At 53.6% G+C, this 25,607-nt stretch carries 17 protein-coding genes; 6 read left to right on the plus strand and 11 right to left on the minus strand.

Going from position 1 to position 25,607, the window contains the following annotated elements:
* Nucleotides 1–469 precede the first annotated feature (469 nt).
* Both CO251_RS16330 and CO251_RS16335 read left to right on the plus strand, forming a co-directional pair.
* Nucleotides 470–796, plus strand: coding sequence for a hypothetical protein (locus tag CO251_RS16330; protein ID WP_103376873.1), 327 nt, complete (start codon nucleotides 470–472; stop codon nucleotides 794–796).
* Between the two features lie 22 nt (nucleotides 797–818).
* Nucleotides 819–2,231, plus strand: a complete 1,413-nt coding sequence (locus CO251_RS16335) for an FAD-dependent thymidylate synthase (protein ID WP_103376874.1) — start codon at nucleotides 819–821, stop codon at nucleotides 2,229–2,231.
* Here the strand turns inward: CO251_RS16335 and glgB are convergent.
* The 4 genes from glgB to CO251_RS16355 are packed head-to-tail and all read right to left on the minus strand — an operon-like array spanning nucleotide 2,212 to nucleotide 11,731.
* Nucleotides 2,212–4,110 (minus strand): 1,4-alpha-glucan branching protein GlgB, encoded by a 1,899-nt coding sequence (gene glgB, locus CO251_RS16340; protein ID WP_103376875.1) that lies wholly within the window; start codon nucleotides 4,108–4,110, stop codon nucleotides 2,212–2,214. The genes CO251_RS16335 and glgB overlap by 20 nt on opposite strands.
* A gap of 30 nt (nucleotides 4,111–4,140) precedes the next feature.
* Nucleotides 4,141–7,389, minus strand: a complete 3,249-nt coding sequence (gene treS, locus CO251_RS16345; protein WP_103376876.1) for a maltose alpha-D-glucosyltransferase — start codon at nucleotides 7,387–7,389, stop codon at nucleotides 4,141–4,143.
* The gene (locus tag CO251_RS16350; RefSeq protein ID WP_103376877.1) at nucleotides 7,389–9,356 is read right to left on the minus strand and encodes an alpha-1,4-glucan--maltose-1-phosphate maltosyltransferase; all 1,968 of its coding nucleotides are present in this window, start codon (nucleotides 9,354–9,356) and stop codon (nucleotides 7,389–7,391) included. The genes treS and CO251_RS16350 overlap by 1 nt, the downstream gene beginning before the upstream one ends.
* Nucleotides 9,357–9,376: 20 nt before the next feature.
* Entirely contained in the window at nucleotides 9,377–11,731 is a 2,355-nt protein-coding gene (locus tag CO251_RS16355) for a DUF3536 domain-containing protein (protein WP_103376878.1), read from the minus strand.
* Between the two features lie 417 nt (nucleotides 11,732–12,148).
* On the opposite strand from CO251_RS16355, the gene CO251_RS16360 reads away from it, so the two are divergent.
* Complete coding sequence (locus tag CO251_RS16360; RefSeq protein ID WP_242968659.1) at nucleotides 12,149–13,435, plus strand: MFS transporter; 1,287 nt, start codon at nucleotides 12,149–12,151, stop codon at nucleotides 13,433–13,435.
* A 70-nt stretch (nucleotides 13,436–13,505) separates the two neighbouring features.
* Here CO251_RS16360 and CO251_RS16365 read toward each other — a convergent pair whose 3' ends face one another.
* The 5 genes from CO251_RS16365 to CO251_RS16380 form a co-directional block, all read right to left on the minus strand.
* Nucleotides 13,506–14,417 carry a reverse transcriptase domain-containing protein gene (locus CO251_RS16365; protein WP_242968660.1) on the minus strand — a complete coding sequence of 304 codons (912 nt, stop codon included), beginning with the start codon at nucleotides 14,415–14,417 and terminating at the stop codon, nucleotides 13,506–13,508.
* Nucleotides 14,321–14,863, minus strand: coding sequence for a reverse transcriptase domain-containing protein (locus tag CO251_RS17865; RefSeq protein ID WP_242968661.1), 543 nt, complete (start codon nucleotides 14,861–14,863; stop codon nucleotides 14,321–14,323). Before CO251_RS17865 ends, CO251_RS16365 begins: the two co-directional genes overlap by 97 nt.
* A gap of 483 nt (nucleotides 14,864–15,346) precedes the next feature.
* The gene (locus tag CO251_RS16370; RefSeq protein WP_103376879.1) at nucleotides 15,347–16,729 is read right to left on the minus strand and encodes a cobyrinate a,c-diamide synthase; all 1,383 of its coding nucleotides are present in this window, start codon (nucleotides 16,727–16,729) and stop codon (nucleotides 15,347–15,349) included.
* Nucleotides 16,726–17,391 carry an SDR family oxidoreductase gene (locus CO251_RS16375; protein WP_103376880.1) on the minus strand — a complete coding sequence of 222 codons (666 nt, stop codon included), beginning with the start codon at nucleotides 17,389–17,391 and terminating at the stop codon, nucleotides 16,726–16,728. The genes CO251_RS16370 and CO251_RS16375 overlap by 4 nt, the downstream gene beginning before the upstream one ends.
* 177 nt (nucleotides 17,392–17,568) lie before the next feature.
* The gene (locus CO251_RS16380) at nucleotides 17,569–18,672 is read right to left on the minus strand and encodes an AI-2E family transporter (RefSeq protein WP_242968662.1); all 1,104 of its coding nucleotides are present in this window, start codon (nucleotides 18,670–18,672) and stop codon (nucleotides 17,569–17,571) included.
* 192 nt (nucleotides 18,673–18,864) lie between these two features.
* On the opposite strand from CO251_RS16380, the gene murJ reads away from it, so the two are divergent.
* Genes murJ through otsB form a run of 3 tightly spaced genes read left to right on the plus strand, consistent with a single transcriptional unit; the run spans nucleotide 18,865 to nucleotide 22,754 of the window.
* Nucleotides 18,865–20,454 (plus strand): murein biosynthesis integral membrane protein MurJ, encoded by a 1,590-nt coding sequence (murJ, locus tag CO251_RS16385; RefSeq protein WP_103376881.1) that lies wholly within the window; start codon nucleotides 18,865–18,867, stop codon nucleotides 20,452–20,454.
* A 58-nt stretch (nucleotides 20,455–20,512) separates the two neighbouring features.
* Nucleotides 20,513–21,961: a trehalose-6-phosphate synthase gene (locus CO251_RS16390; RefSeq protein WP_103376882.1), complete on the plus strand. Its 1,449-nt coding sequence runs from the start codon at nucleotides 20,513–20,515 to the stop codon at nucleotides 21,959–21,961.
* Nucleotides 21,954–22,754, plus strand: a complete 801-nt coding sequence (gene otsB / locus CO251_RS16395) for a trehalose-phosphatase (RefSeq protein WP_103376883.1) — start codon at nucleotides 21,954–21,956, stop codon at nucleotides 22,752–22,754. The genes CO251_RS16390 and otsB overlap by 8 nt, the downstream gene beginning before the upstream one ends.
* Here the strand turns inward: otsB and CO251_RS16400 are convergent.
* Entirely contained in the window at nucleotides 22,732–24,609 is a 1,878-nt protein-coding gene (locus CO251_RS16400; RefSeq protein ID WP_103376884.1) for a bifunctional homocysteine S-methyltransferase/methylenetetrahydrofolate reductase, read from the minus strand. The two genes, otsB and CO251_RS16400, sit on opposite strands and share 23 nt — an antisense overlap.
* A complete protein-coding gene (locus CO251_RS16405; RefSeq protein ID WP_103376885.1) occupies nucleotides 24,606–25,592 on the minus strand; it encodes a methionine synthase in 987 nt (328 codons plus the stop codon). Before CO251_RS16405 ends, CO251_RS16400 begins: the two co-directional genes overlap by 4 nt.
* Nucleotides 25,593–25,607: the final 15 nt, after the last annotated feature.

The following is a 25,607-nucleotide window of genomic DNA, read 5'->3' on the forward strand; positions in this document are numbered from 1 at the left end:
TCGACTACGGTTGCCTTTGGATAGGGTAAGCAAGTCTTAGTGTAGCATACATCGCTTTTGGCTCCATTTTAAAAAAAGGTAATCCAATGCCTAAAGGGGTCGACACTTCATTCCCTCGTGAAGTGAATAACGCTAACGTCGTCACCGAACAGACTAGGACACAGACCATCCCGCTCGGTTGCCAAGATCTTGTCACGAGCGCAAAGCCGGTTCGCGTGAAATATCTATCCCCTACGGTACCATGCCTTGAGCTCACGCTACTGGTACTGTGTGGAAGCGCGGAGCAGGGCATGCGTTCCAAGACCCCCTCGGTGCGCCTAGATAAAGCCGTCTCAAAGCCACGGTTTCTCAACTGATCACAGCAAAGGCGCCATGGCCTCACCATTTTTCGCAATAATTCCCACTCTTTTCTTGTTACATTCGACAGCGATTGCGTTAATATTGTAAGAAAGTATATTAAGGAGGCCGTATGACAACCTATCAATATCTCGTAGGTCCCCATATTTGGGTGCGTCAAACACCCCAGTGGAATGCGGTAATCGAGACCTTCTCATTGCCGATGTTTTCTGATACGCAACGCATGCGGCTCATGCAATGGGTCGATCTTGACAACCGGCAGGTCAACTGGGAAGCTATTCACCAAGAAGCTGTCCATTACAATGCGGAACAGAAGATTCTTCTCCGCATTGCCGAAGCCTTGCACAGTGATGGTGATTGCCAATTGGCCGAACTTGGGCAATTATCCAGTGCGGGACGGTCGGCAGCCATTATGCTAATAGGCTTGCGTTACCGCTAAATCGATAGTCAAGGAGATCCATATGCCGCAAATTTATTCCGTAACCAATGTGCCCCCTGAAGTGCTGGCGTATGGCATGGCAAAGTATTCACGGTCCCGGCGCTCGTTGCGACAGAATTTACTAGAACTCTCAGAGGACAAAGCTGCGCAATTTCTCAACACCTTTTATTTTGATTATGGACATGCCTCCATCGCGGATCTTGCGCATGTTGCCCTCGCGGTGGAGGACATTTCTTTGCTTGCGGCGATGGAGATTGTCGACGAGCCGCTATGGGATGGTCAAGAACGCTCAACGCGCTATCAAAATTTCGATCACGCGCCATATTATCGTCCGTCCGATGCCAAGGAGTTTTACGACGAGGCCACACAAGAATTGTTTGCCCTCTATCACAGTGTCCTAGAGGAGTCCATTGACCTTCAAAGGGGCTGGTATCCTAAGCCTGAAGAGATGGACGCCAAAGCGTATGAACGGATTATTCGGGCACGGGCTCTTGACATTGCCCGCTACTGCTTGCCATTGAATGCGTTGACCAGTCTGGGCCAAATAACCAATGCGCGCACCTTAGAGCAACAAATCGCACGACTCTTGTCCTCCTCTCTTCCTGAGGTGCAAGATATCGCTTTACAGATGAAAGCCGCCGTAACAGAAAAGCCGCCCGTCAGTATCGCGCCCTCCACGGACGAATCCCATCCCGCAGTGCCCACATTGATTAAATATGCCGTGGCTGACTCGTATCGACAGGCCTTGCGGGCTTTATTAGAGCCGATTGCGGCCCAAGTGGCGCCATCATCAATGTCGTCCATGGCTGTCGATTTGATTATCGACACCGATCCGCTCCACGCCCAAATTGCCCAGCTGTTGTACCCGTTTGGCCAGGCGTCCTACCGCCAATATTTGGCCTACGCGGCCAGCCTCTCTCGTAGCGAGCAAACCGATTTGCTCAATGATGTGTTCGCCCGGCGTGGGCCGCACGATGAATGGCCAGCCTTCATGCGTCAAGCCCCTTTAACCTTTGACCTCACAATGGATGTCGGCGCCTTTCGCGATTTCAATCGCCACCGGCGGGTTTACAAGTCGGCTCAGAATCTCTCATTGGCCATGTCCTATGCGATTCCGGCGGTGCTTGGGGGAACCTCGGTACAATCACGTCTGACGCGCCACTTTGCCGCGTACTATGAACGCCTCGCGGCGTATGCGGTGCCGCCACGGCACCTTCCATATTTGCTGCCACTGGCTCATAAGCGCCGTGTCCTCATGCGCATGGATATCACCGAAGCCGCGTACATTATCGAATTGCGCAGCCGTTCCCAAGGCCATTTCAGTTATCGCCAATTGGCTTGGGACATGTATCAAGCGATCGAGCAAGCCCAGCCGGCATTAGCCCGCTACATTCGGGTCACACCACCAGATACCTTTAATCCCTTTCAACGCTAGGGGGCTCAAAAAATACGGCCGCGAGAGGAGGCAGCGTCAAGGCTAGCGACCAGGCCTGTCCTCCCCACGGCAAGGCTTCGGCCCATACGCCGCCTAAATTGCCTTGATTGCTTCCTCCGTAGCACGCCGCATCCGTATTCAACACTTCGTGCCACAAGCCTTCGTGAGGTACGCCCAACCGGTAATGGGTGCGGACAACCGGCGTGAAATTAAACACGGCCAACACCGAGCGCCCTTCAAGGTCTCGGCGAAAGAAGCTTAAAACACTCGCCGCACGATCCGCGAAATCGCACCATGCAAAGCCCTCGTTGTCGTGGTCGCCCTGATACCAAGCTGGAGTAGTTCGGTAGCGATGATTCAAGTCTTGCACCAATTGCCAGAGCCCCGCATGACTGCTCTCCCCGAGCAAAAACCAGTCAATTTCGCGGTCATGCGACCATTCGCGCCATTGACCAATTTCCCCCCCCATAAACAGCAGTTTTTTCCCCGGTACGGCATACTGATAGGCCAACAATAGACGTAAGTTGGCAAACTTTTGCCATGTGTCTCCGGACATTTTGGTCAATAACGACCCTTTTTGGTGCACCACCTCGTCGTGCGATAGGGGCAAGATGAAGCGCTCGCTTTGCGCGTACATGGGGCGAAATGTCAAAGCATCATGGTGATAGCGGCGGTAAATTGGGTCGAGGGCCATGTAATCAAGCGTATCGTGCATCCATCCCATATCCCACTTCAAATCAAACCCTAATCCACCCTCTTGGGCGGGCCGCGAAACGCCCGGCCACGCCGTGGACTCCTCCGCGATCATCAAAACCCCGGGAAATGTCTCATGAATCACATGGGTCACTTGCCGCAAAAAGGCAATGGCCTCTAAATTTTCGTACCCACCGTAGCGGTTGGGCACCCATTGGCCCTCTTCGCGACCAAAATTTAAATAAAGCATCGAGCTCACCGCATCCACGCGCAACCCATCGGCGTGAAAGATATCCACCCAGAACATGGCACTCGACACTAAAAAGCTGCGCACTTCATTGCGCCCATAGTTGAACACATAGCTATGCCACTGGGGATGAATGCCTTGCCGTGGATCGGCATGCTCATACAAATGGGTGCCATCGAACAAACCTAATCCAAAATCGTCCGTAGCAAAATGAGACGGCACCCAATCCAATAACACCCCAATGTCGGCTTGATGTAACCGGTCAATTAAATACATGAGGTCTTGCGGTGTGCCGTAACGTCGAGATGGGGCAAAGTAGCTTGTCGTTTGGTACCCCCATGACCCATAGTAAGGATGTTCCATCACGGGCATGAATTCAACATGGGTAAACCCGGTCCGTTTCACATAATCCACAAGCTCATCGGCCAACTCTTGATAGCTCAACGATGTTTGGTCCTGATGTTTACGCCACGATCCGAGATGCACTTCATAAATGCTCATCGGCTGCGCACGCCAATCGCCCGATTGCCGACGCGCCAACCACGCCGCATCATGCCACGTATAGGATAAATCGGTGACCACCGAGGCGGTTTTCGGCGGGATTTCCATGCCAAAAGCCACGGGATCGGCTTTGTCCCCCGAAAATCCCATAGAAGGCGTTTCAATATGGTATTTATATAAAGAGCCCACGGGAACGCCCTCGACCGTGCCAACATGAACGCCCGACACGCCGGCCGGTTGCAAGGGATTGCGCTTCGGATCCCACGCATTGAACGTCCCTACAACTGACACATACGCGGCCGCGGGGGCCCATACCGCAAATCGCACGGCATCTGTTAAGAGGTCAACCCGCTGCGCCCCAAAATGCCGATAGAGTTGAGCCTCAGACCCTTCGTTGAATAAGTAGAGCGTTGCATCGTCTAAATGGTCTTTATGCATCACGTCATGTCTCCTTTCCAATTTCATGCCTTACTCTTGGGGAATGAGACTTAAGATGCCTTCCATGGGAATACGGGTCCAGGCGGGACGATTGCGCAACTCATAGCGCAGTTCATAAATGGCCTTTTCGAGAATAAATGCTGATAACCAATCCGTCCCCCACTCGGGCAATAAGGGTGCCGGCATGCTAGCTCGGTACGAGTCCAAAAAGCGTACCGTCGCTGCTTGAAACCACGCAATGGCCCACGGTCGCAACGTGTCAAAGGCCACCCCAAACTCTTCTTGACGGAGGGCCTGGGTCAAAGCGGCATAATGGAAAGAGCGCACCATTCCTGCCACATCCTTGAACGGCGAGCGTTTGATGCGCCTTTGGGTTAACGATAGCAGCGGTTCTCCTTCAAAGTCCACCACTTTGAAGGCTTCACCAGTGTACAGCAATTGCCCTAAATGATAGTCACCATGACAGCGGATTTTTGCCCCTTGAACCGTGGGCCGTGCGGCCTTGCGCAGAAGCGTATCGATTCCCTCCCACCGCGCGATAACCGCTTCGGCTAAGGGTCTTAAGACCTCGTCTAAGTGCGGCAGACGGTCTTGAAGTTCACTTAACGTCCGGTCGGCCGTTTGTCGCATGGACTGGTAGGTGGCGCGTTGGTCAAGCGCAGAAAAAGGTTCAGGCCGAAATTCGGGGATGGTGGCGTCTGAGGCCAACAGGCGATGCATTTCGGCTGTCTGACGGCCCATGAGGGCTGCTTGGCCAATAAACTCCCCCATCATCGCGTGCACCGTTTCATTCGGCACCCAAGTGCGGTCGGTCCACCAATTGTGGCACGTGACCGGTTGCACGGTGTCCGTATGTGCGGCCGCTAATTCAAAATACCGCGTCAGGTGATCCAAGGTGTAGGTCCACGCATCCCCGTGGTTCACGACATATTCTTGCAAAATACCGAGTTGGTATTGATGTGTCCCCGGATGATATTCCCACCCCATCCATGTCCTGGGAGCCACCTGTTCTCCATGATGATCCGTCAGAAATTTCCCGACTTCCCAGTCCGGATTGATGCCATCTTCAAGACGACGAAACAATTTCATCATCCACCGCGTCCCAAACACTACTGACGTGTTGCTTTGTTCCGCATGCAGCGGGGTCGGATCTTCATTCAGAGCCTCGCCACGTTCTCGGTTGCGCCAGGCCCCGGTGGTTTTCCGTTCGAAATCTTTGCTGCTTAAGCGCTCTGGATAAATCCAATAGCGCCCCAGATCGTGCCAAAACGCGGGATAGTCGGTACCTTCCAACACACTCCACGTCTCATTGTGCCATGAAAAGAGGCCAAGAGCCGCGTCCGCCACTCCAGACTCCAACCATAAGGGCAGCTCGTAACGTTCCTCGCCCCCTCCCATATAGCGCACCCGGATAATCCATAATCCCCCATGCTGACCGACCGGAATCCACGCTTCATGCTCCACTTGCATAATGCGCAATCCCTTGCCCGCGAACCACCGTTGCCTAGGCAAATACTCGGGAATGAAGTCCGTTAAGGCATCTAAGACCCGTGGCATTTGCGCGAAATCGCTAATCGCGACGGATAGAGGGCCTGGCATTCCAGCAGGCGCAGCCAACTCCTGGACCGGGTCTTCGAGGCGAAAGAGATAAAAGTCGTGAGGCCCTAACGTGTAAACCGTGCTCTCATGTGAAATCGGTGGGAACGTCGAATGGGAGAACATTTCCGCCACACTTTGCCCGATCATATCCGCCGTGTCGATGGTGACCGCTTGAACAAAGCGCGAAAGATTGGCCACCACCATAATGCGCTCTGAGTCATACTCACGTACAAAGGCCAACACTTTGGGATTATCCGTGACCAAAAAGCGCAAAGCACCCCGCCCAAACGCATTTGAAGATTTTCTCAAAGCAATAATGCGGCGCATCCACCACAAGAAGCTAGAAGGATTGTTTTGCTGCGCTTCGACGTTGACCGATTCATAATGGTATTCAGGGTCGACAATGACGGGAAGGCACAGCCGCTGAGGGTTGGCGCGAGAAAATCCGGCATTGCGGTCTGGACTCCACTGAAACGGGGTGCGCACGCCGTCCCGGTCTCCAAGATAGACATTGTCGCCCATGCCTATTTCATTGCCATAATACAACACGGGTGTACCCGGCAAGGTCATAAGCAATGCATTCATCAGTTCCATGCGGCGGCGATTGTTTCCCAAAAGCGGGGCCAGCCGCCGGCGAATGCCGACATTAATGCGAAACTGTGGTTCTTTACCATAGACCCGGTACATATAATCGCGTTCCTCGTCAGTCACCATCTCCAAGGTCAGCTCGTCATGATTGCGCAAAAAGATGGCCCATTGTGCCGATTCGGGAATCGCGGGCGTATGCTCCAAGATGTCCATAATCGGATAACGATCTTCCATGTATAAAGCCATAAACATGCGCGGCATCAACGGAAAATGAAACGCCATGTGACACTCATCCCCGTTGCCAAAATACAAGGCTGCATCTTCTGGCCACTGATTGGCTTCAGCCAAGAGCATCCGTGAGGGGTATTTTTCGTCAATGTGGGCCCGAAGCTCCCGCAAGAATTGATGGGTTTCGGGCAGATTTTCACAATTGGTCCCCTCACGCTCGTACAAATACGGTACCGCATCCAATCGCAAGCCATCAACGCCCATATCCAGCCAAAAGTCGAGGATCTTGAAGACCTCGCGCTTGACGACGGGATTGTCGAAATTAAGATCGGGCTGATGGGAATAAAAGCGGTGCCAATAATACGCATCGGCCACATCATCATAGGTCCAATTGGATCGTTCAAAATCTTGAAAAATAATGCGAGCATCAGCATATTTGTCTGGGGTGTCGCTCCATACGTAGTAATTACGGTAACGACTGTTGGCTGGCGCTCGGCGGGCGCGTTGAAACCAGGGGTGCTGATCGGAGGTGTGATTCACGACCAGCTCGGTAATCACTTTCAGTCCCAGATCATGGGCAGCTCGCAGAAATCGGCGGAAATCCCGTAAGGTACCGTAATCCGGATGAATATTCATGTAGTCCGCAATGTCATAACCGTCATCTTTTAAAGGCGATGGATAAAAGGGCAGCAGCCATAATGCGGTGACTCCCAAATCCGCCAAGTAACTAAGCTTTTCGGTTAATCCCACAAAGTCTCCAATCCCATCTCCATTGCTATCAAAAAATGTGCGCACATGTAACTCGTAAATAATCGCATCTTTGTACCAGTCCGCACGGTCGACATGTATCATCTCTTGTGGCATTATATCCCCTCTTTGGCCTCAATCCGAAAAATATGCGCATTATAACTATCTGGACGAAGTTCCACGTAATTATAAGGTCCCCGCCATTCATAGCGCGCATCCGTTAATAAATCGTGAACGATATAGACGGCATCATCCGCCATCCCTAAAATCTGCATATTCAACGCCGTCCAACCCGATTGTGTATAAACTGGGTCGGTATTGACCACCATCAACAATACACGGCCATCTACTTGGCTTTGTTTGCTGTAGACCAGCAGCATAGGATTGTCACAACCATGAAATTCTAAGGAATGATTGTTATGCAAGGCTGCCTCTTGGTGACGAATCGCATTCACCTGCCGAATTAAGTGCTGGAGATTAGGTGTATGGCTAAGGTCCCAGTGCCGGATTTCATATTTCTCGGAATGATCATATTCTTCGCTTCCTGGCCGTACAGGTCTCGATTCCAACAGTTCATAAGCTGGCCCATAAATCCCATAGCTCGCAGCTAAAGTGGCGGCGAGAATCAACCGGATAGCGAACGCTGTGACGTTGGGTGTCTGTAAAAATTCAGGCAAAATGTCCGGGGTATTTGGCCAGAAATTGGGACGAAAAAATTCCTTGACCTCGGTGCGCGTCAATTCCATTAAATATTGCCTCAAATCCGCCGGTGTATTGCGCCATGCAAAATAGGTATACGATTGACTAAATCCGGCTTTGGATAGAGCATACATTAATTTGGGCCGCGTAAACGCCTCCGATAAAAATATGGCATCCGGATATTGCGCTTGAATTTGCCCAATCAGCCACTCCCAAAACGCCAAGGGTTTGGTGTGGGGATTATCGACACGAAAGATACGCACTCCGCGGTCCGCCCAAAATTTTACGACATCCTTTAAAGCTTCCCACAAGGCTTGCCACGCCGGCGTGTCAAAATTTAAGGGGTATACATCTTCATACTTTTTGGGGGGATTTTCTGCATATTGAATACTTCCATCGGGAAAATGGCTAAACCACTCGGGATGTTCTTGCACCCAGGGATGATCCGGCGCGCACTGGAATGTGATATCCATCGCCAATTCCATGCCGAGCTGCCGTACGGTCTGGTGGAAATGATCAAAATCCGCAAGAGTTCCTAAGGACGGTTCAATCGCTAGATGTCCGCCTTGAGCACTTCCAATGGCCCAAGGGCTGCCGGGGTCCGATGCCTTTGCCGTGGTGTGGTTATTGACTCCCTTCCGATGAATCGTCCCAATCGGGTGAATGGGGGGCAGATAGACAACATCAAACCCGAGTCCCGCGACATATTCCAAAAACGGCTCACTCTCGGCAAAGGTCCCGTGCCGGCCCCCCTCCCGCGCGCACGAACGCGGAAAGAATTCGTACCACGCGCCAAAAAGGGCCCGCGGCCGGTCGACGCGCACTAAGAAAATCTCCGAGCGTCCCACATCTTGATCATCTTGCACCTTAAGCATGAGGTCTTGCAATACCTTCGATGTGGCAACATCGGCAGCGGCTTCGACATCCAGTGATTCCAACTGTTGTTGCACCTGAGCCAGCTGAATTCGAACATCCTCGGGCAAAGACGATGCCATGGCAAGATGCTGGGCGATAATCTGCGCCAATTGTGCCAGTTCCCGCGGAAGGTCTTGGTTGATAGCCCGCTTTTTCTCAAAGCGCTCCCGCCACGTCGCATAGGCATCAATATAACCTTCCACGCGATATTCATAGACACCGACGGTCGTGGTCTTAAATGTGCCTTGGTACCGGTCGTTCCCCTGATGCGCAAGGGGAACAAACTGCCATAGTCCATCAGGCCTTACCCGGTAAGCAAGACGTCCGCGTACCACATCATGACCGTCTGCCACCAAATCCGCTGATACGGTTACCGTATCATGGACAATGCGCTTAATCGGAAAGCGTCCGCAATCCACGCTGGGGCTGACGTTCAAAACGAACACCCGAGCCGGCCGCTTCATCTCCATAGACTTCTCCCCTTTAACCCCTAATCTATATGCTGCGGGTCCGCATGAATCATGAGCAATTTTTCCAACTCCGTCATCCGTTCGTGCCATAGGGCTGGGTGCCATGTTTTAGCCTCTTGATGGAGCTGAAACACGGCCATTTGCGCAAACCGTAAGTCTACAGTCATGGGCAAATCATACGCGAGCCGCACACCTTGCGCCAAGTCCTCCAGCGCTTTGATGTCCTCGGCGTACACCTGCACCGTGCGTGTGAGTCGCTCTATAAGGCGGGTCACCCAATCCAAGACCTCTTCGCCTTCGCGCCAAATTTGCCACTCTTTGGCCTCTTGGATCCACCGTTTAATGATGTCAAAACGCACTGGGTCCTGGCTTAACGCCTGCTCAAGGTTGGCACGAATGGCGACGGCTGCCACGTCATAAAACGTCTGGGGAATCGGCTCCTCAATTTCTTTCAGAAACCGCATCAACGGCACATGACGTTCATAGTGCTGGCGATTGTCTTCAATTGTTGGGAATAAGGCCTGTTTTACCCAATGCTTCATGACCGCTTCTTGTTCATCGCGAAATAAATGGCGCAAAGAATACGTGCGCCCTTGCAGCCATTGGTCTAAGAGGCGCAGAACCTCAGGAAATTCTGCGGAGTCAAAGGCATGACCCATTTGAGCTTCCATAGCCGTTACAACGTCATCGGCCATGTCCGCGCGCACTCCGGCGGAGACGTTGTGATCGCCTAAGTGCAGCGCTCCGAACACGAACGTCTGGGAGGCTAGGGTTAGCTGCGACTTTACGCGCACCCGTCCTATCTTTAACACGATCGCTCCGGAACGCCATATCCGGACATGGTGCTGCCATACATGGTAACAATAAATGGTTTCCGGCCCCGACCTGTCATCTTCTGACATGACATGAATTAGGCTAAAATGTACGGCCACGCGAGCAAGGTCAATTTGTTTAGGCAGCACGTGCTCTTCGAAGATGCGCCGCCCGCTATCGCCGGTCTCATTGGCCACGGCCTGCGCCAATCGCGCGGTAAACGATGCCGTCAGATTGATCCCAAAAACCTCGTTAGTCAGTTCGATAGCACGGGCCGCATATTTCATCACTTGCACCGCTTCAATTCCGGCAATGTCATCGAAAAACCAGCCACAACTGGTATACATCAATAGCAGGTGTCGGCATAGTTCCATCAAGGCCAACGCCTGCACACGTTCTACTTCCGACAATGCCATTGCTTGGTGTTGATGCAAAAACGTTTGCCGATGCGTCTCATCGCGCGATAATAACACCTCAATATAGTCATTGCGCGCTGCCCACGGATCTTTAAACCACTGCCGTCCGGCATTGTCTATCAATGGCACCACCGCGTCTCGCAGGCCGTCCATCGCGTCACGCAAGGGTTGTCGCCACTGTTGATTCCACTTTGGGTGCAACCCCGTGTGACAGCCGCAATCGCTTCGCCACCGTTCAATCCCGTGAGCACAACTCCATGAGGTATTTTCGCGGATGTCAGCTTCCCACTCGGCCGGATGCCCCGCTAAGTACTCCCCATAATTGGTCAGACACACATCAGTCCTATGCTCAATCGCCTCTAATGCATAGGCTAAAGCCATTTCTCCAAAGCGATGATGATGCCCGTACGTCTCCCCGTCTGTGGCGATATTCACGATCTGTCCATCTTCATCGCCCCGTGTAAATCCGCTGGCTAAACGCGCCGCGAAATCTGCTCCGTTATTGAGTAACCCCTCAAACGCGACGGCTCGCGATAACGGGGCGTGATAAAAAAATACTGTAATCGCACGGTTCGAAGCCAGACGAATACGGTAAGGACGGGTCGTGTCGAGCATCTCCGACGATACATCAGTCCACTGCATGGTCTTAGGGTCCCTAATGCGTTCCACCTGTTGGGGACTTAACACAGTAAAGAGAATGCCATGGGCGGCTAATAATTCAAGAGTTTCATAATCGACCGCCGTTTCGGCCAGCCACATTCCTTCGGGATTGCGACCAAAGCGGTGAACAAAATCATGGATGCCCCAGCGAATTTCTGTTTCTTTATCCCGCCCAGACGCCAAGGGCATAATGATGTGATTATAGACTTGAGCCATGGCCGAACCGTGACCGTGATACCGATTTTGGCTGATGCGGTCCGCTTGCAAGATAGCTCGGTAGGTCTCGACGTCATAGCGTTCGAGCCAGTCTAATAACGTAGGGCCGAAATTAAAACTCATGCGGGCATAATTATTCGAGAGGGCGCGCAAGTAGCCTTGAGCATCTAACAGTCGTGCGTGAGCATTGGGGGCGTAGCACTCTGCAGTAATTCGTTGGTTCCAATCATGAAACGGAGAGGCCGTCGCTTCAGGCTCGACACTTTCCAACCACGGATTCTCCCGTGGAGGTTGATAAAAATGACCATGAATGGTGATAAAACGATTAATACGCGCTCACCTCGTCCAAGCGATTTTCTCGTGCGTCCTATTGTGATATGCCTATGGTATCACACGCGCTCGTCGGTGGGTGTCACTTCCTCCCTCACGCCCTCAACTTTCCCCGGTCAGTGAATAACGAATGGTTGGCTTCTTCTGTTAAATCTGATACACTGCAAAAAGGTAAAGATTACAATGCAAGGAATATCTTTACCTTTAATCTGGAGATTCTTGAAACATATAATCCCCGTCTCCTATCTTCCAATGCTTTATTTCGCGGCATTTTTGATCGATTCTATTTCTTTTCATTCGAAAAAGATTGCGCAGAACGCTATGCTTCGCAAGGTCAGACCCCAAGGAGGGATTCCATTGACTGTAGTTGACGATCGCCCCACCGGGCACAAGCGCTGGACACGGATTATTCCCGTGGCATTTCTTATGTATACGATTGGGTTTATGGACCGCATTAACATTGGGTTCGGTTTCAGCGGCATGGAAAAAACCCTGAGTACCAACGCCACCATGGCCGGTCTGGCCGGCGGTATCTTCTTCTTCGGTTACTTATTTCTTCAGATTCCGGGCGGCCATTGGGGCGTCAATTGGAGCGCTAAGAAATTTATCACGTTGTCGCTCATATTTTGGGCTATCTTTGCCATGCTCACCGGAGCCGTACAAAATGTACCCGAGCTATTAACGGTACGGTTTTTATTGGGGGTGGCCGAAGGCGGCGTATGGCCCGCCACGTTAGCTCTCTTGGCCAAATGGTTTCCGTTTGATGAACGAGCTCGAGCGAATTCTTATTGGATGTTTTGCTTACCGGTGGCCGCCATTATTATGTCCCCGATCGCTGGCTTGATTTTGGCCCATCTCTCATGGCGCTGGCTCTTCTATCTCGAAGGATTGCCGGCTCTCATTTGGGCCGTGGTATGGTGGATATTCATTGACGACTCGCCTGCGACCGCAAAATGGCTAAGCTCTGAAGAACGAGCGTATTTAGAAAGAAAGTTTGCCGAAGATGACCAACGAACAGTGCCGCTGGCGAATGATTGGCGGCAGGCCTTTACGAATAAACAAGTGTGGCTCTTAGTCGCCGTGTATTTTTTGGCCGTGACTGGACTCTATGGGGTGACGTTGTGGATGCCAACGATCGTACAGCACCTTTCGTCGTTTGGCCCCATCGGCGTGGGCTTGCTCAGCACACTGCCCTACATTGCCGCTGTGCTGGCGTTATGGCTTAATTCCCGCCACTCAGACCGCACGGGTGAACGCAAATGGCATATTGCCATCCCCTTAATTGTCGCTGGCGTCTCTCTATTACTCTCCGCCCTCGTTGGCACCGCAAGTCCTGCCCTATCGATGATTTTGTTATCCCTCACCGAAGCGGGAGTCATGGCTTTTCTTGGTGTATTTTGGACGCTTCCCCCCCTCATGGTCGGTCCCGCCGCATTAGGATCCTCCATGGGTCTCATTAATGGCTTAGGCAATTTGGGAGGATTTCTCGGCCCCTTTCTGGTCGGCTACTTGATGACCATCAGCCACAATAGCATGCTGGCCGGACTCGGGCTGATGACCACCCTCCTTGTATTAGGCGGCCTCCTCATTTTGGGAGCCCAATATCGCTCTCGGCCTGTGTCTGCCACCGAAACCGCCATGTAAATCGAGTAGGGGCGGGTGACTAACCCGCGCCCTCTCACACCACCGTACGTACCGTTCGGTATACGGCGGTTCATGACCAGCGTAGACGTGTGACCTCGTACAGGTTGAGGAGACGGTGCAAGCCTAGTGCATCCCAATAGCTCCTTGTCAGCACGCTGTTTAAGGGCCCCGCGGCCATGCGCCATGGGCCCTTGCGTGCATTGGCGAGTTCCCTGACTTTCCACGCGGGCACCCCGAGAGCCCGCAGTTCCCGGTACCGCGTGCGGACGCGTTTCCACCGGCGCCAGACGATGGCCCGGAAGCGATGGCGAATCCAGCGGTCGAGGTCCCGTAGGGGCGTCGGCGTATCCACCAGCGCGAAGTAGCCGATCCAACCCGCGAGGTATCGATTGACTTGCTGAATGCGCGTCTCAAGTCGTCCGGGAGCGTGTCGGTCCGTGAGTTCCCGCAGGCGGCGCCTGACGCGCCGCAGTGATTCACGGGCCAGCCCGATGCGGTATTGGCCCCGGTGCGTCAGGAACTTGAACCCGAGGTATGGGCGCCGAGTCAGTCGGTCGACCGCGCTTTTGGTTGGGTTCACCGGGAGATGCAGTGTCCGGTCAAGGTATCGGGTGACCGATGCCAAGACCCGCTCCCCGGCCCGGCGGGAGTGCACAAATATCATCGCGTCGTCCGCATAGCGGACGAACGCCAATCCCCGGCGCTCGAGTTCCTTGTCCAAGTCGTCCAACACGATGTTGGCGAGTAAGGGACTGAGGGGCCCGCCTTGGGCTGCCCCGAGCGTCCGGGGGGTGCTGACGCCATGGAACATGAGCCCGGCTTGGAGATAGCGGCGAATGAGCCGGAGAACCACGCGGTCTTGGACTCGGCGCGCGACGCGCGCCATCAGGATGTCATGATTAATCCGGTCGAAGAACTTCTCCAAGTCGAGGTCGACGACCCATTCGGCCCCGCCTTCGGCGAATCGGCGGGCTTGGCGCACGGCTTGGTGCGCACTGCGCCCGGGCGAAAGCCGAAGCTCAGGTCCGAAAACGTGGGGTCAAAGAAAGGCGTGAGCACTTGTAAAATGGCTTGTTGGATAAAGCGATCAACCACGGTCGGGATGCCAAGCATCCGGACGCCTCCGGTCGGTTTCGGGATTTCGACCCCCCGGATGGGCTGCGGATAGTAGGTTCCCTCACGTAGTTGCGTGCGAATCGTCAGCCAGTGCTCGCGGAGGTAGTCCATGAACTCCTCGGTGGACACCCCATCCACGCCCGGTACGCCCTGATTGGCCCGTACCCGGCGTAGCGCACGCTTCAGATTCTCTCCGTCCAAAATTGCGTCCATAAGGTTACGGGTTGACGCGTCGGGTGTCGAGACTCCGGATGCCGAGGACCCACTCGGCGCCTGTGGCGGCCCTCCGGGCTTCACCCGGTCATCCGACACGAGGCTCTCGGCTGGCGAGATATTCGGCTGTCGTTGTGTGTCCCACGAATCCATGAGCTGCACCACTTTCTGGTCATGTTCGGCCCTTCAGCCCGCGCGGCCACGCGGGCCTAGTATGGCCTCGGCTGACTTCTCTCCCGTCACGCGCACCTTGCGGTGCGCCTTTCCGCTTTAGCGGTACCGTGAGAGACCTCCCCGGGTAAGAACGTGTACTGTCCCTCCATCTACCGGGTGCATTTACGTGACGCGCGCTTGACCGTATTGGGCTTCGTTCTGGTGAGCGAATTCGCCCCACGCGCCCCGCCTCGGATGCACTTCCTGTTCGTCCGGCCGGAGGTTTGCCGCCGGCTTCCTTCAGATCCCGCCTCGCGACGAACACCCTTGCCTTAGGCTATGGTTGGAACGGTCATCCCCCATTTGGGACTTTCACCCTAAAGCACACGCCCATGCCGGGCGCACTCACCCAAAGCCCGTAGCCATTGTCTACGGGCTTTGCCTGGCCTTAAGATGGTTCATCCACCACCCCATTGCTGAGACATTGGATGGAAAATAAAAATGGGCATAGCCTGCGAGCAAAGCTCCTTGCGCATAACCGCTTTCTTCAGTGCCTCCGCGGCCCTCAAGACGGTAGGCGGCCGGCCCTTGCTGTTGTACCGTACGCGAATAATGAAATTCATGTCCTCGAAACGCCACCCCTGGCCCGAAGTGACTTGATTCTAAAAGCGTAATCGTACGGTACCCCACGGCTTGAAGACGTGGTTGCATCGCTGTCTTGTGGGGAATGACGCCCACCATTGGATAGTCCTGGCCATCTGTGCCGCGCAAACTTTCGCTCAAAAACATATAGCCGCCGCATTCTGCGATCGTGGGAAGCCCACCTGAAATCCGCTCTCGGTATCGCCTCAACAAGGTCGTTTGGGCACTTAATCGCTCAACATATCGTTCAGGAAATCCTCCCCCGATATACAACGCATCCGCCTCGATAGGAATATCGTCACCCGCCAAGGGACTAAATAGCACAAGTTTTGCGCCTAACTCCACCAACAATTCCAGATTCTGTGGATAGTAAAAGTTAAAAGCCTGGTCTTGGGCAACTGCAATCACCTTGGATGCCGCCGCAGGGCGCTGAACAGGAGCCACAATGCCTGAAAGACGAGGGGCGTGACGGGCGATGCGAAGAATTTGGTCCATATCCAAGGTCTGGCTCGCTAGGAAGGTCAAGCGGTCGATCAAGGCTTGGGTCTGGATATTCTCGTGGGCGGGCTCGATTCCCAGTGCCCGTTCCGCAATGGCCACCTGATCGTCAGCAGGTAAGTACCCTACACAGGAAAGGCCTGTGTAGTGCTCAATAGCGTCTTGCAACAACCGGTAATGTCGTTCAGAATTTACCCGGTTAATCACTACACCGGCTAGATAACTAGGCTGCACCATGTTTTGAAATCCCCACACGATGGCTGCCAGACTGGCCGCACTGCGTTGGCCGTCAACCACAAACAACACGGGCGCCTGCAGCAGCGACGCAATGTGCCACGTGCTCGCCTCTCGCGTCACCGGATTTTTTCCATCAAAATAACCCATCACGCCTTCAATGACGCCCACATCCGCTTGCGCCATTCCTTTGATGAACGATGCCTGCACGTCATCAGGCCCGCCCATCCAGGCGTCTAAATTACGCCCTGCGCGCTGGGAAGCCGCGTAATAGTAACTGGGATCAATATAATCGGGCCCCACCTTAAACCCCTGAACACTTTGTCCTACGCTGTGCAAGCCCGCCATGACGGCCAGCGTCACCGTGGTCTTCCCTTCGCCACTGCGCGGAGCCGCAATAACCAAGCGAGGATATGCTCCATCCAACCGTTGGCTCATGACACGGTCACCACCGTACCACTGGGCCCCGGCGCCTTAAGCCACTCCATAATAACGCCCGCGACCCGGTCGGCAGAAATCCAGTGTTGGGAACGGCTTTGCTGAATCAGCCGTTCGCGCTGTTCGGGGGACAAACTCGCCGCCCAACGGGTTTTGACCCATCCCGGCGCGATCACGCCGACCCTAAACGTTGGGGCTAGCGACCGAGCCAAACTGGCACTATAGCCAATAATAGCCGCCTTAGCGGTCGCGTATAATTCTGCAGATGCGCCTTGTGCACCCGTCAAGGCCTCGTCCCACGCGATGTTAATAATCACGCCGCCTGGGCGGAGTCGGGGTAAGACCGCTTGGGTACATTTGATGGTTCCTTCAACGTCCGTCGTCCACAATAAGTGCAGTCGCGATAAATAGGGCAGTTTCCGGACATCGCCTTGTAAAATATCAGCCCCTGCCAAATTGACCCACCCGTCAAAAAGCTGTGATGGTGCGATAGCCCCTGCTATCGTAGCGCCTATTGTTTCCCGGTCCCATGTCACATCGAGGGTCTGGTGGCCTGAATGAGGATTGCGCGCAAAGCCGATCACGGATATCCCGTCGGCCGTTAACTGCGCCTCCAGTGCGGTCCCGATTCCGCCGCTTACGCCGGTAACACCAACAATCATGCTCTTATTCCCCTTCGTTTGGCGCAATAATATTGACAACAATTCCGACAAGTGCTAAATTAATTAATGAGGGACGCACTATTAGGATTGTGGAGTGCCAGAGAATCGGCTGAGGGATCGGATTCTCAAATTGATGGCTTCCTATAATGAAGGAAGCCGTATTTTTGTTTATATGAGTTATTCAATCGGCGGCGTCGGCTGCGAAGGCAATACCACTTTTTCACGCCACACTCGTACCCCAGCCACCCATGCTGCCACAATGATGCCGGCAATAGGCACGGCGAAGAGTGCCCCCAAAATTCCCCGCAACGTCGCCCCTATCATCAATGCAATCACCGACACAACCGGATGGATCCCTACCTGGCTTCGGATAATACGCGGCCCGAGAATTTGAGATTCCAATAAGTGCGCGGCAGCAAGCAATACTAACACCTCAGGAACCTGAATCCATGGTCTCCCGAAAAGAGCGAGAATAATCGGTAAAATCGCGCCTAAGACCGGCCCCAGCATGGGGATGAGTTCCATCACCGCGGCAAAAACACCAATCACCAACGGATATGGCAATCCGATAAGCCAAGTTCCGAAACCAAAAGCCGTACCTACAATGACGGATAAGGCGATCTGCCCTCGCACATAGCCTCCAACAACGCGTGCCAGGGTGTGTTCCACCGCTAACAGACCTTCACGCTGCTTATGTGGGATGAGACGCAACACCCCCGACTGAATCCGCGTCGCATCTAATAGCAGGTATACGGTGATGAATAACGTAATCGCCGCATCGACGATGGTATCTACTAAGTGCGTCACAATATTGACCGTTTGAGTGACTAAAAATGATGAGACTTGTCCCAAACTGCTTACTAAGCGGTCTTCTAGTTCGACGACGTTCAGTTGCACCCCATTATGGCGAAACCACGCCATAAGCCCTGGGGTGGTTTGGGTCACGGTCTGAATTTCTTGCGGCAACTTCGCCACCAAATTCGCCAACTGTGACGCAATGACGGTAATTAACAAAACGCCGCCAACAGCGAATACCACAACCGTCGTCAGAACCACGAGCAAGACGGCCCACGGGCGCCGCCAATACAAGGCGAGGCGTTCGACAAGCGGGCTCAGCGTAATTTCAAACATGACAGCCATCATCAAAACAACCACCACATTGCCTAGCCGGCTGAGTACCCACCACAGCGCCATTAAGACAAGACCCGCTCCCAAGATGACCAACACTGCATCCCGCGCCATCGCTAGCCGCGTTGCCCAATTAGCCCCTTGTCCGCTCATAGTCCCCCTCATTTCTGTATGGCGCATTCCTCTTCTTCCTATTGTATAGGCTCCCCGTGCATCGCGTCCACTAACCTGTATTGCCAAGAATTTCTTCACGAGGAGATATGAAGGGATGGCGAATTGTTGGTATACTAATATCGCTTTTGGACAGATTAGCGTTTTATCGTGGAAGGCGGGATTCCTCTGAAAATGCGCCGCGCAGGATCCACCGCGGCCGGACGGCACCAGAGCATTGGCCTATCGGCTGGCATTATTTTTGTAGCCACACTGATCAGCCGACTCAGCGGCTTTATCCGAGAAATCGTGATGGCCGCCTATTTTGGAACCTCAGCCGCCAACGATGCCTGGCTCATGGCTTCGGTTCTGCCCAACTTGTTGTTCAGCACGATAAATGGGGCCATTTCCGTCACCCTCGTTCCCCTCATGACCCAAGGGGATGCGCAGTTGTCCAAACGTTCTGTGCAAAATTTTGTCAATGAAGTCTTTACGGCTATTGTCATTTTGGCAGCCTTTTTAATCGTCGTCGGCGAGCTGTTTGCGCCCACCATTATGCATATTGTAGCGCCAGGATTTCATCACCACGAGTTGGCGCTGACAATTTCCATGACACGCATCATGATTCCCACCATTTTGTTTTGGGGATTATCGGGGTTAGTCGTTGGTATTTTGCAAGAACGCGAGCAATTTTTTTATCCGGCCGTGTCTCCGGTCGCGATTAATATCGTCCGTATCCTCACGATTATCGTCCTCGGCCACTATTTCGGAATTCAAGGCGTTGCTATGGGGTTTTTGATTGCGGTTGTCTCCCAGCTTGCCATTACCCTCCCCGCGTTAAGCAAGACGGGGCTGCACTTGCATTTCCGTTGGCACTTCAGTCATCCCCTCTTACGAAAAATGATTCGCATGTCAGGGCCCTTTTTTCTGACCAGTTCGGTCGGTACCATTGGCGTGATTGTTGATCGCGTCTTGGCATCATCCCTGCGCACTGGCAGTCTTGCCGCCTTAAACTATTCATATGTCTTGGTTCAAATTCCCGTAGGTCTCGTCATTTCGTCCCTGACGACGCCGATTTATACGCGTTTAGCCCAACACCAGAGCCAACACGATCAATTGACCTACCAAAAGCTGGCGATGCGTGGTTTTCGGCTGGTCGTGCTGCTCATCGTCCCCATTACCATTTGGTTTATGATCTTGTCCGTTCCCATCTTACGCCTCATTTACCAGCATGGCGCTTTCTCCAATTACTCAACCCGCATTACCTCCGGCACTCTATTATTTTGGTCTGTCGGCTTACCGGGTTTTGGCTTATCGTTTTATCTGCAAAAGCTCTTTTTTGCCACGCAAGATACGAAAAGCCCGGCCCGTTTTAGCATCATCACGATTCTGTTCAACATTGTAGGGGACTTAATTCTCGTGCGTTTCATGCAAGCAGACGGTCTCGCCTTAGCGACGGGGCTCGCGGCTTGGCTCAATACGACCTTATTAACTATCCGGGCTCTCAATCCTGCACATAACAGCAGCCTACACTTTCGACCTTTTGCGGTGAAAACTCTCATCGCCGCCGCCGTGACCGCCCTTGCGGTATACGGCGCCCGCCACCTCTTCGCTTTAGATGCCATCCACGGCTTGATTCCCCTAACGTTAGGGCTTGTCGGGACGGTCAGCACATCCTTGTTGGTCTATCTCCTCATGTTAACCGTGTTCCGCTTTCCCGAGATTCGCGAGCTCGTGGCCCGTTTTAGAAAAATTCGTCGCAAATCCCCATCCTCTCTGGCTTGATCTACCAAATTTCTTCCTTTTTTGTATGTTACAATGGCTGTAAAGAGAGGTGACGGTCATGGCCATCAAACAGCTGATCGAGGCTCCTCTTGTTGTGGTAACCAACCGGGAGCCCTACATCGATGAACGCGTTGCCGGTGGAATACGCACAATACAAACCGCGGGAGGAGTGGTCTCTGCCCTTGACCCGTTACTGCAAGAAATAGGCGGAAACTGGGTTGCGTGGGGATCGGGCAATGCAGATATCGAAATGTCTAGTGGAGGCCAGCGTCAAGTGCCTCCCGAGCGTCCGCGTTATACCTTAAACCGTATTACATTAAGTCCAGAGGAAGTTCAAGGGTATTACGCGAAGTACTCAAATCAAGGCCTTTGGCCTTTAAGTCACATGTTGATTGAACGGGCTCAGTTTTCGCGACGAGCCTGGCAAACGTACCGCAGTGTCAATCAGAAGTTCGCCAAACGTGTAAGCGCTGTCAGTCCACCGGGTGCTTGGGTGTTTTCCCATGATTACCAGCTCGCATTATTTCCCGCTTTCGTACGCAAAACGAGACCCGATGTGACAATCGCGCATTTTTGGCATATTCCATGGCCTCCGTTGCCCATTTTCCGTTTGTGTCCGCAGCACCAGGAAATTCTGCGCGGATTGCTAGGGGCTGACGTGCTCGGGTTTCAAAGCGAACAAGATGTTGAATACTTTCTCAATGCCGTCGAGCGAACGTTAAAGACGACAGTCAATCGTGAGACCGGGCGCATTGATTGGCAAGGACGTAGTGTCCATGTCAAATCCTTTCCTATTTCGGTTGATGTCAACGCCATTGAAGCGATGGTGGAAAGCCCACGAATTCGGCGTTGGGTCCGAGGTATTCGTCGCCACGTAGACCGTCGTGATCAAATTTTAGGGATTTCTGTCGATCGCGCCGATTACACGAAAGGTCTTTTACCGCGTTTAGACGCCATGAAGGAATTTTACACGTTGTATCCGCAATACCGCGAACACGTCACGTATCTTCAAATTGTTGTCCCCTCGCGGACGGAGGTGGCTGAATATCGGCGCTTCTACGAGCAGGTAGAAAAGAAAACGCAGGAAGTCAACCAACGGTTTGCGACGAACGGATGGAAACCCATCATTACATTGCCCCACAGTCTCGATCGCCCTCGTCTCATGGGGCTCTTCCGTGCCGCGGATTTTGCGGTTGTGAGTTCTTTGGTCGACGGTATGAACCTTGTCGCGAAAGAGTTTGTGGCCGCACAAGTTGACAAACGCGGGGTCTTGCTATTAAGTGAAACCACCGGGGCCGCCAATGAACTAGAACACGAATCCTTCCCCATCAATCCCTTAGACCCGGAGGGTTTTGCCAATACCCTGCATGAAGCTTTGAGTATTTCGGCAGACGAACGGGCGGATCGTATTTCAGCCATGCGTAAGCACCTCGAAGAACACACCATCTATGATTGGATGGCCGATATTTTTCTCACATTAAAGATGGCTGCGCAATCTTATGTCTAAACCGCTCTTTTCCGAGTTCACGTTGCATCGTCTCGTTTGTGATCGCCATATTCAAAGCTGTGTGTGGTTCATGGATATCGATGGCACCTTGTTAGATCTCGCTCCGAGCCCGGACCGGGTCCATGTCCCAGAGTCTTTGCTATGGGCTCTGGGGCAAATCGCACAATCACCTCAGCACCGGATTGCATTAATTAGCGGCCGGGCGCTCTCTGACATCCAACAGCGTTTTGCGCCACTGCCGCTGATCTTCAGCGGCAACCATGGCGCCGAGTATCAGGCCGGCCCAGAGCATTGGACGCATGAGAATGTCCAAGCCTTTGGCCGCCACCATGATGCGATCGCAAAAGCTTTGGCCCCTTTGCGCCAAGAGTTTTCAGGATTGCTTATTGAAGACAAAACCTATTCCTTTAGCGTCCACTACCGACAAGTGGCAGCGGCCGAAGGCCCTGCCGTTGCCCGCCGTGTGCGTGACGCCATGACGGGCATCGAGGCTATTGAGATCGTACCAGCTAAATTGTGTTGGGAGATTCGCCCTAAGCCCGGCCCAACGAAAGCGGATGCCGTTCACGTCTTGTGGCAACGGGTGCAGGCGATCCTGCCCTCCCCAACCCTAGCTGTCGTCATAGGAGACGACCGTACGGACGAAGACGCCTTTGCCGCGCTCCCGTCAGCCGTGACTATCCATGTTGGGGACGGCCCTACAACCGCCCAGTGGACCCTGCCCTCGCCTGCCGCAGTACGCGCTTTGCTCCAACACACAGCGCAGCACCTTACGACCTTTTTTTCGTGCTGAATTCCTGACGGATATAGGCAATGAGGGGCAAGAGCGGCTCAACGCGATTGAATGAAGGCACCAGATAGACACCCTGAATAACCGATTCGAGATCGTCAAGCAATGCACAGGCCATGTCAATCCCTAGCGCTGTCCCATCTTGGACATGTTCGAACTGTGCTAAAATCTCTGTGCCAATGGTAATCCCCGGCACCTCATTGTGCAAATACAATGCTTGACGATAGGATACCAAGGGCATAACGCCTAATAACAGGGGGACCGGCAAGGGACCAAAACGGTCCAAAAATCTCTCCAGTTGTTCTTTGGCATAAATGGGTTGAGACATAATAAATCCCGCGCCGGCTTCTAGTTTTTGCTGTAAGCGAAGCACTTCATGGTCGAGGTCCTCGGCCGTCGGATTCACCCCGACTCCGATATCAAACGCCGTATGGCCACCAATTTTCTGTCCCGACGCATCTTGCCCTTGATTAAAGCCTGCCAGCACCTTCACGAGGCCAATAGAATTGATGTCGTACACAGCGGTCGCATGGGCGTAGTCACCGATGCCCGGCGGATCGCCGGTGAGCGCCAGTACATTGCGAATGCCTAAGGCATGGGCCCCGAGCAAATCACTTTGTAGTCCCATCAGATTGCGATCACGAGTGGTAAAATGCAAAATAGTTTCGACCGGTAGCTGTTCTGCAATCAACCGCGCCGTTGCAAGCGCGCTGAGTCGCACCCGTGCCATGGGACTATCACCAATATTAATGGCGTCCGCGCCGGCTTCCCATACGGTGCGCGCGGCTTCCAGCACCCGGTGGGGATTGACGCCCCGAGGCGGGTCGAGTTCCACGCTCACAACAAAACGCTTGCCAAAAAGTTGCCTTATGCCTTCAGGAGCGCCTTCACCCCCCATTGTTTCATTAGCGGCATGTTCGTCCTCAACGTTCCACGTCCGGACCTGGGGCAAAACAGGCATATGCTGCAGTGTTTGAGCAATGGCTTGGATGTGCGCCGCTGTCGTCCCGCAACACCCGCCAATCACTCGACACCCAGCTTCCGCGAGGGCTGGGGCCATGGTCGCCACATAATGTGGACTGGCCGGATAATGGACATGATTGGCCACCATCGCGGGCTGCCCTGCATTAGGAAAGGCGGCTAACGGAATCTGCAAATCTTTGGCCCGTGGCGCCATTCGAATCACGGCATCCAGCAACGGAGCCGGTCCACTTCCGCAGTTGGCACCCACCAACTGAGGAGGACCGCCTGGTAATTGGCCCATCGCTTCAATGGCCTGTTCGGGCGTAAGCCCGTAACGCGTCGCCCCTTCCGGTGAAAACGCAAAACTCACAATAATCGGCAAGAGGCTTTCCTCGCGAATGGCTTCTACCGCGGCTAATACCGTGGGAATATCAGACATCGTCTCCACAATAAAGCCATCGACTCCACCAGCTAACAGTCCCGCGACCACCGGGCGATAATAGTCCACGGCCTCTTCATGCGTAAGGCTCTCCATAACCGGCGAGGCGACAGGTTGTGCCAAAGGTCCTATCGATCCAACAATCCACGCGGGTTCGCCAAAGATATCGCGCGCGTGTCGCGCAATTTGCGCTGCGCGGCGGTGCAATAAGACAACGTCGGCTTCGAGCCCCAGTGCCGCCAGTTTGCTCCCATTGGCGGAAAAGGTTTGGGTCTCTAACAACCGTGCTCCGGCCTCGAGATATTGGAGATGGAGATTCATTAACGTGTCAGGCTGTCTTAGCGGCACGAGAGGAAGAGCAGCGGGGTCGATCCCCGCCGCCATAAGCGCCGTGCCTGATGCTCCGTCCCCTATAATCCACGTCGGGTCCCTTAAAGCATCCGCTAACGATTTCACTCGAGGCCTTCCTCTTCCCGCACTGCTTGAACCGCTTGCGCCATTACGCGCAATTTCTCTGTCGCCTCGTCCCATGTACGCGTCTTTAATCCGCAGTCCGGGTCAATCAGCAAATTGTTGAGGGGAACAATTTCAAGTGCCCGCCGAATTCCCGCCTTAACCTCATCGACGGATTCAATGCGGTGCGTGTGCACGTCCACCACGCCTAATGCCAATTCTTTGTTTTGGGGCCAAGGATGGCGCGCCAAAAGGTCGAGCAATGCATAATTCTGATTAGCGGCTTCGAGGTCGAGCTGGTCCACCGGAAGCTCAAATAATCCCGGCAAAATGGTATCAAAATCCCCGTAACAAATATGACTGATGGTCTTCGCCGTCAATCCTTCTGTGACAATCGCCATGGCTTCAATAGCCAAATCCAATTCTTCGGGCCTCGTCGATAACGCGGGTTCATCAATTTGGATATAACGAGCGCCCGCTTTTTCTAATGCCACCGCCTCCTCGTGCACCAGATGAGCTAAATCCAGCACGAGAGAACGACGGTCGGGATAATAGGCATTGAAAGACCAGTCACAAATGGTATAAGGACCGGTGAGCATCCCCTTCACAGGACGGGCCGTCAATTGGGCCGCTTTTTGCCATGATGCGACCGTTAGCCCCGCTGCATCTCCCAAGGCCACAGTGCCTTCGACGATGGGTTTGTGATAATAGCGGTTGCCGTATGACCGAACCGGCAATGACTCCGAAAACCCTTGCCAATTCTCCGCGAAATAAGCGACCATATCGCCTCGCTCCATCTCGCCATGCACAAAAATATCGATGCCCAGTTCTTCTTGCAAATCCATGACTTTTTTCGTCGCGGCCTCTTCCGCTTGTTGCAACTGTTCGCGCGAAATCTCACCGCGGCGAAAACGCGCACGCGCAGCCATAAGTTCCGGAGGCTTGGGAAAACTGCCCACACTAGTGGTCTGTAAATATTTGGCCATTGGGTTGTTTGTCCT

Source organism: Sulfobacillus sp. hq2 (assembly GCF_002903155.1).
Classification (GTDB): Bacteria; Bacillota; Sulfobacillia; order Sulfobacillales; family Sulfobacillaceae; genus Sulfobacillus; species Sulfobacillus thermotolerans.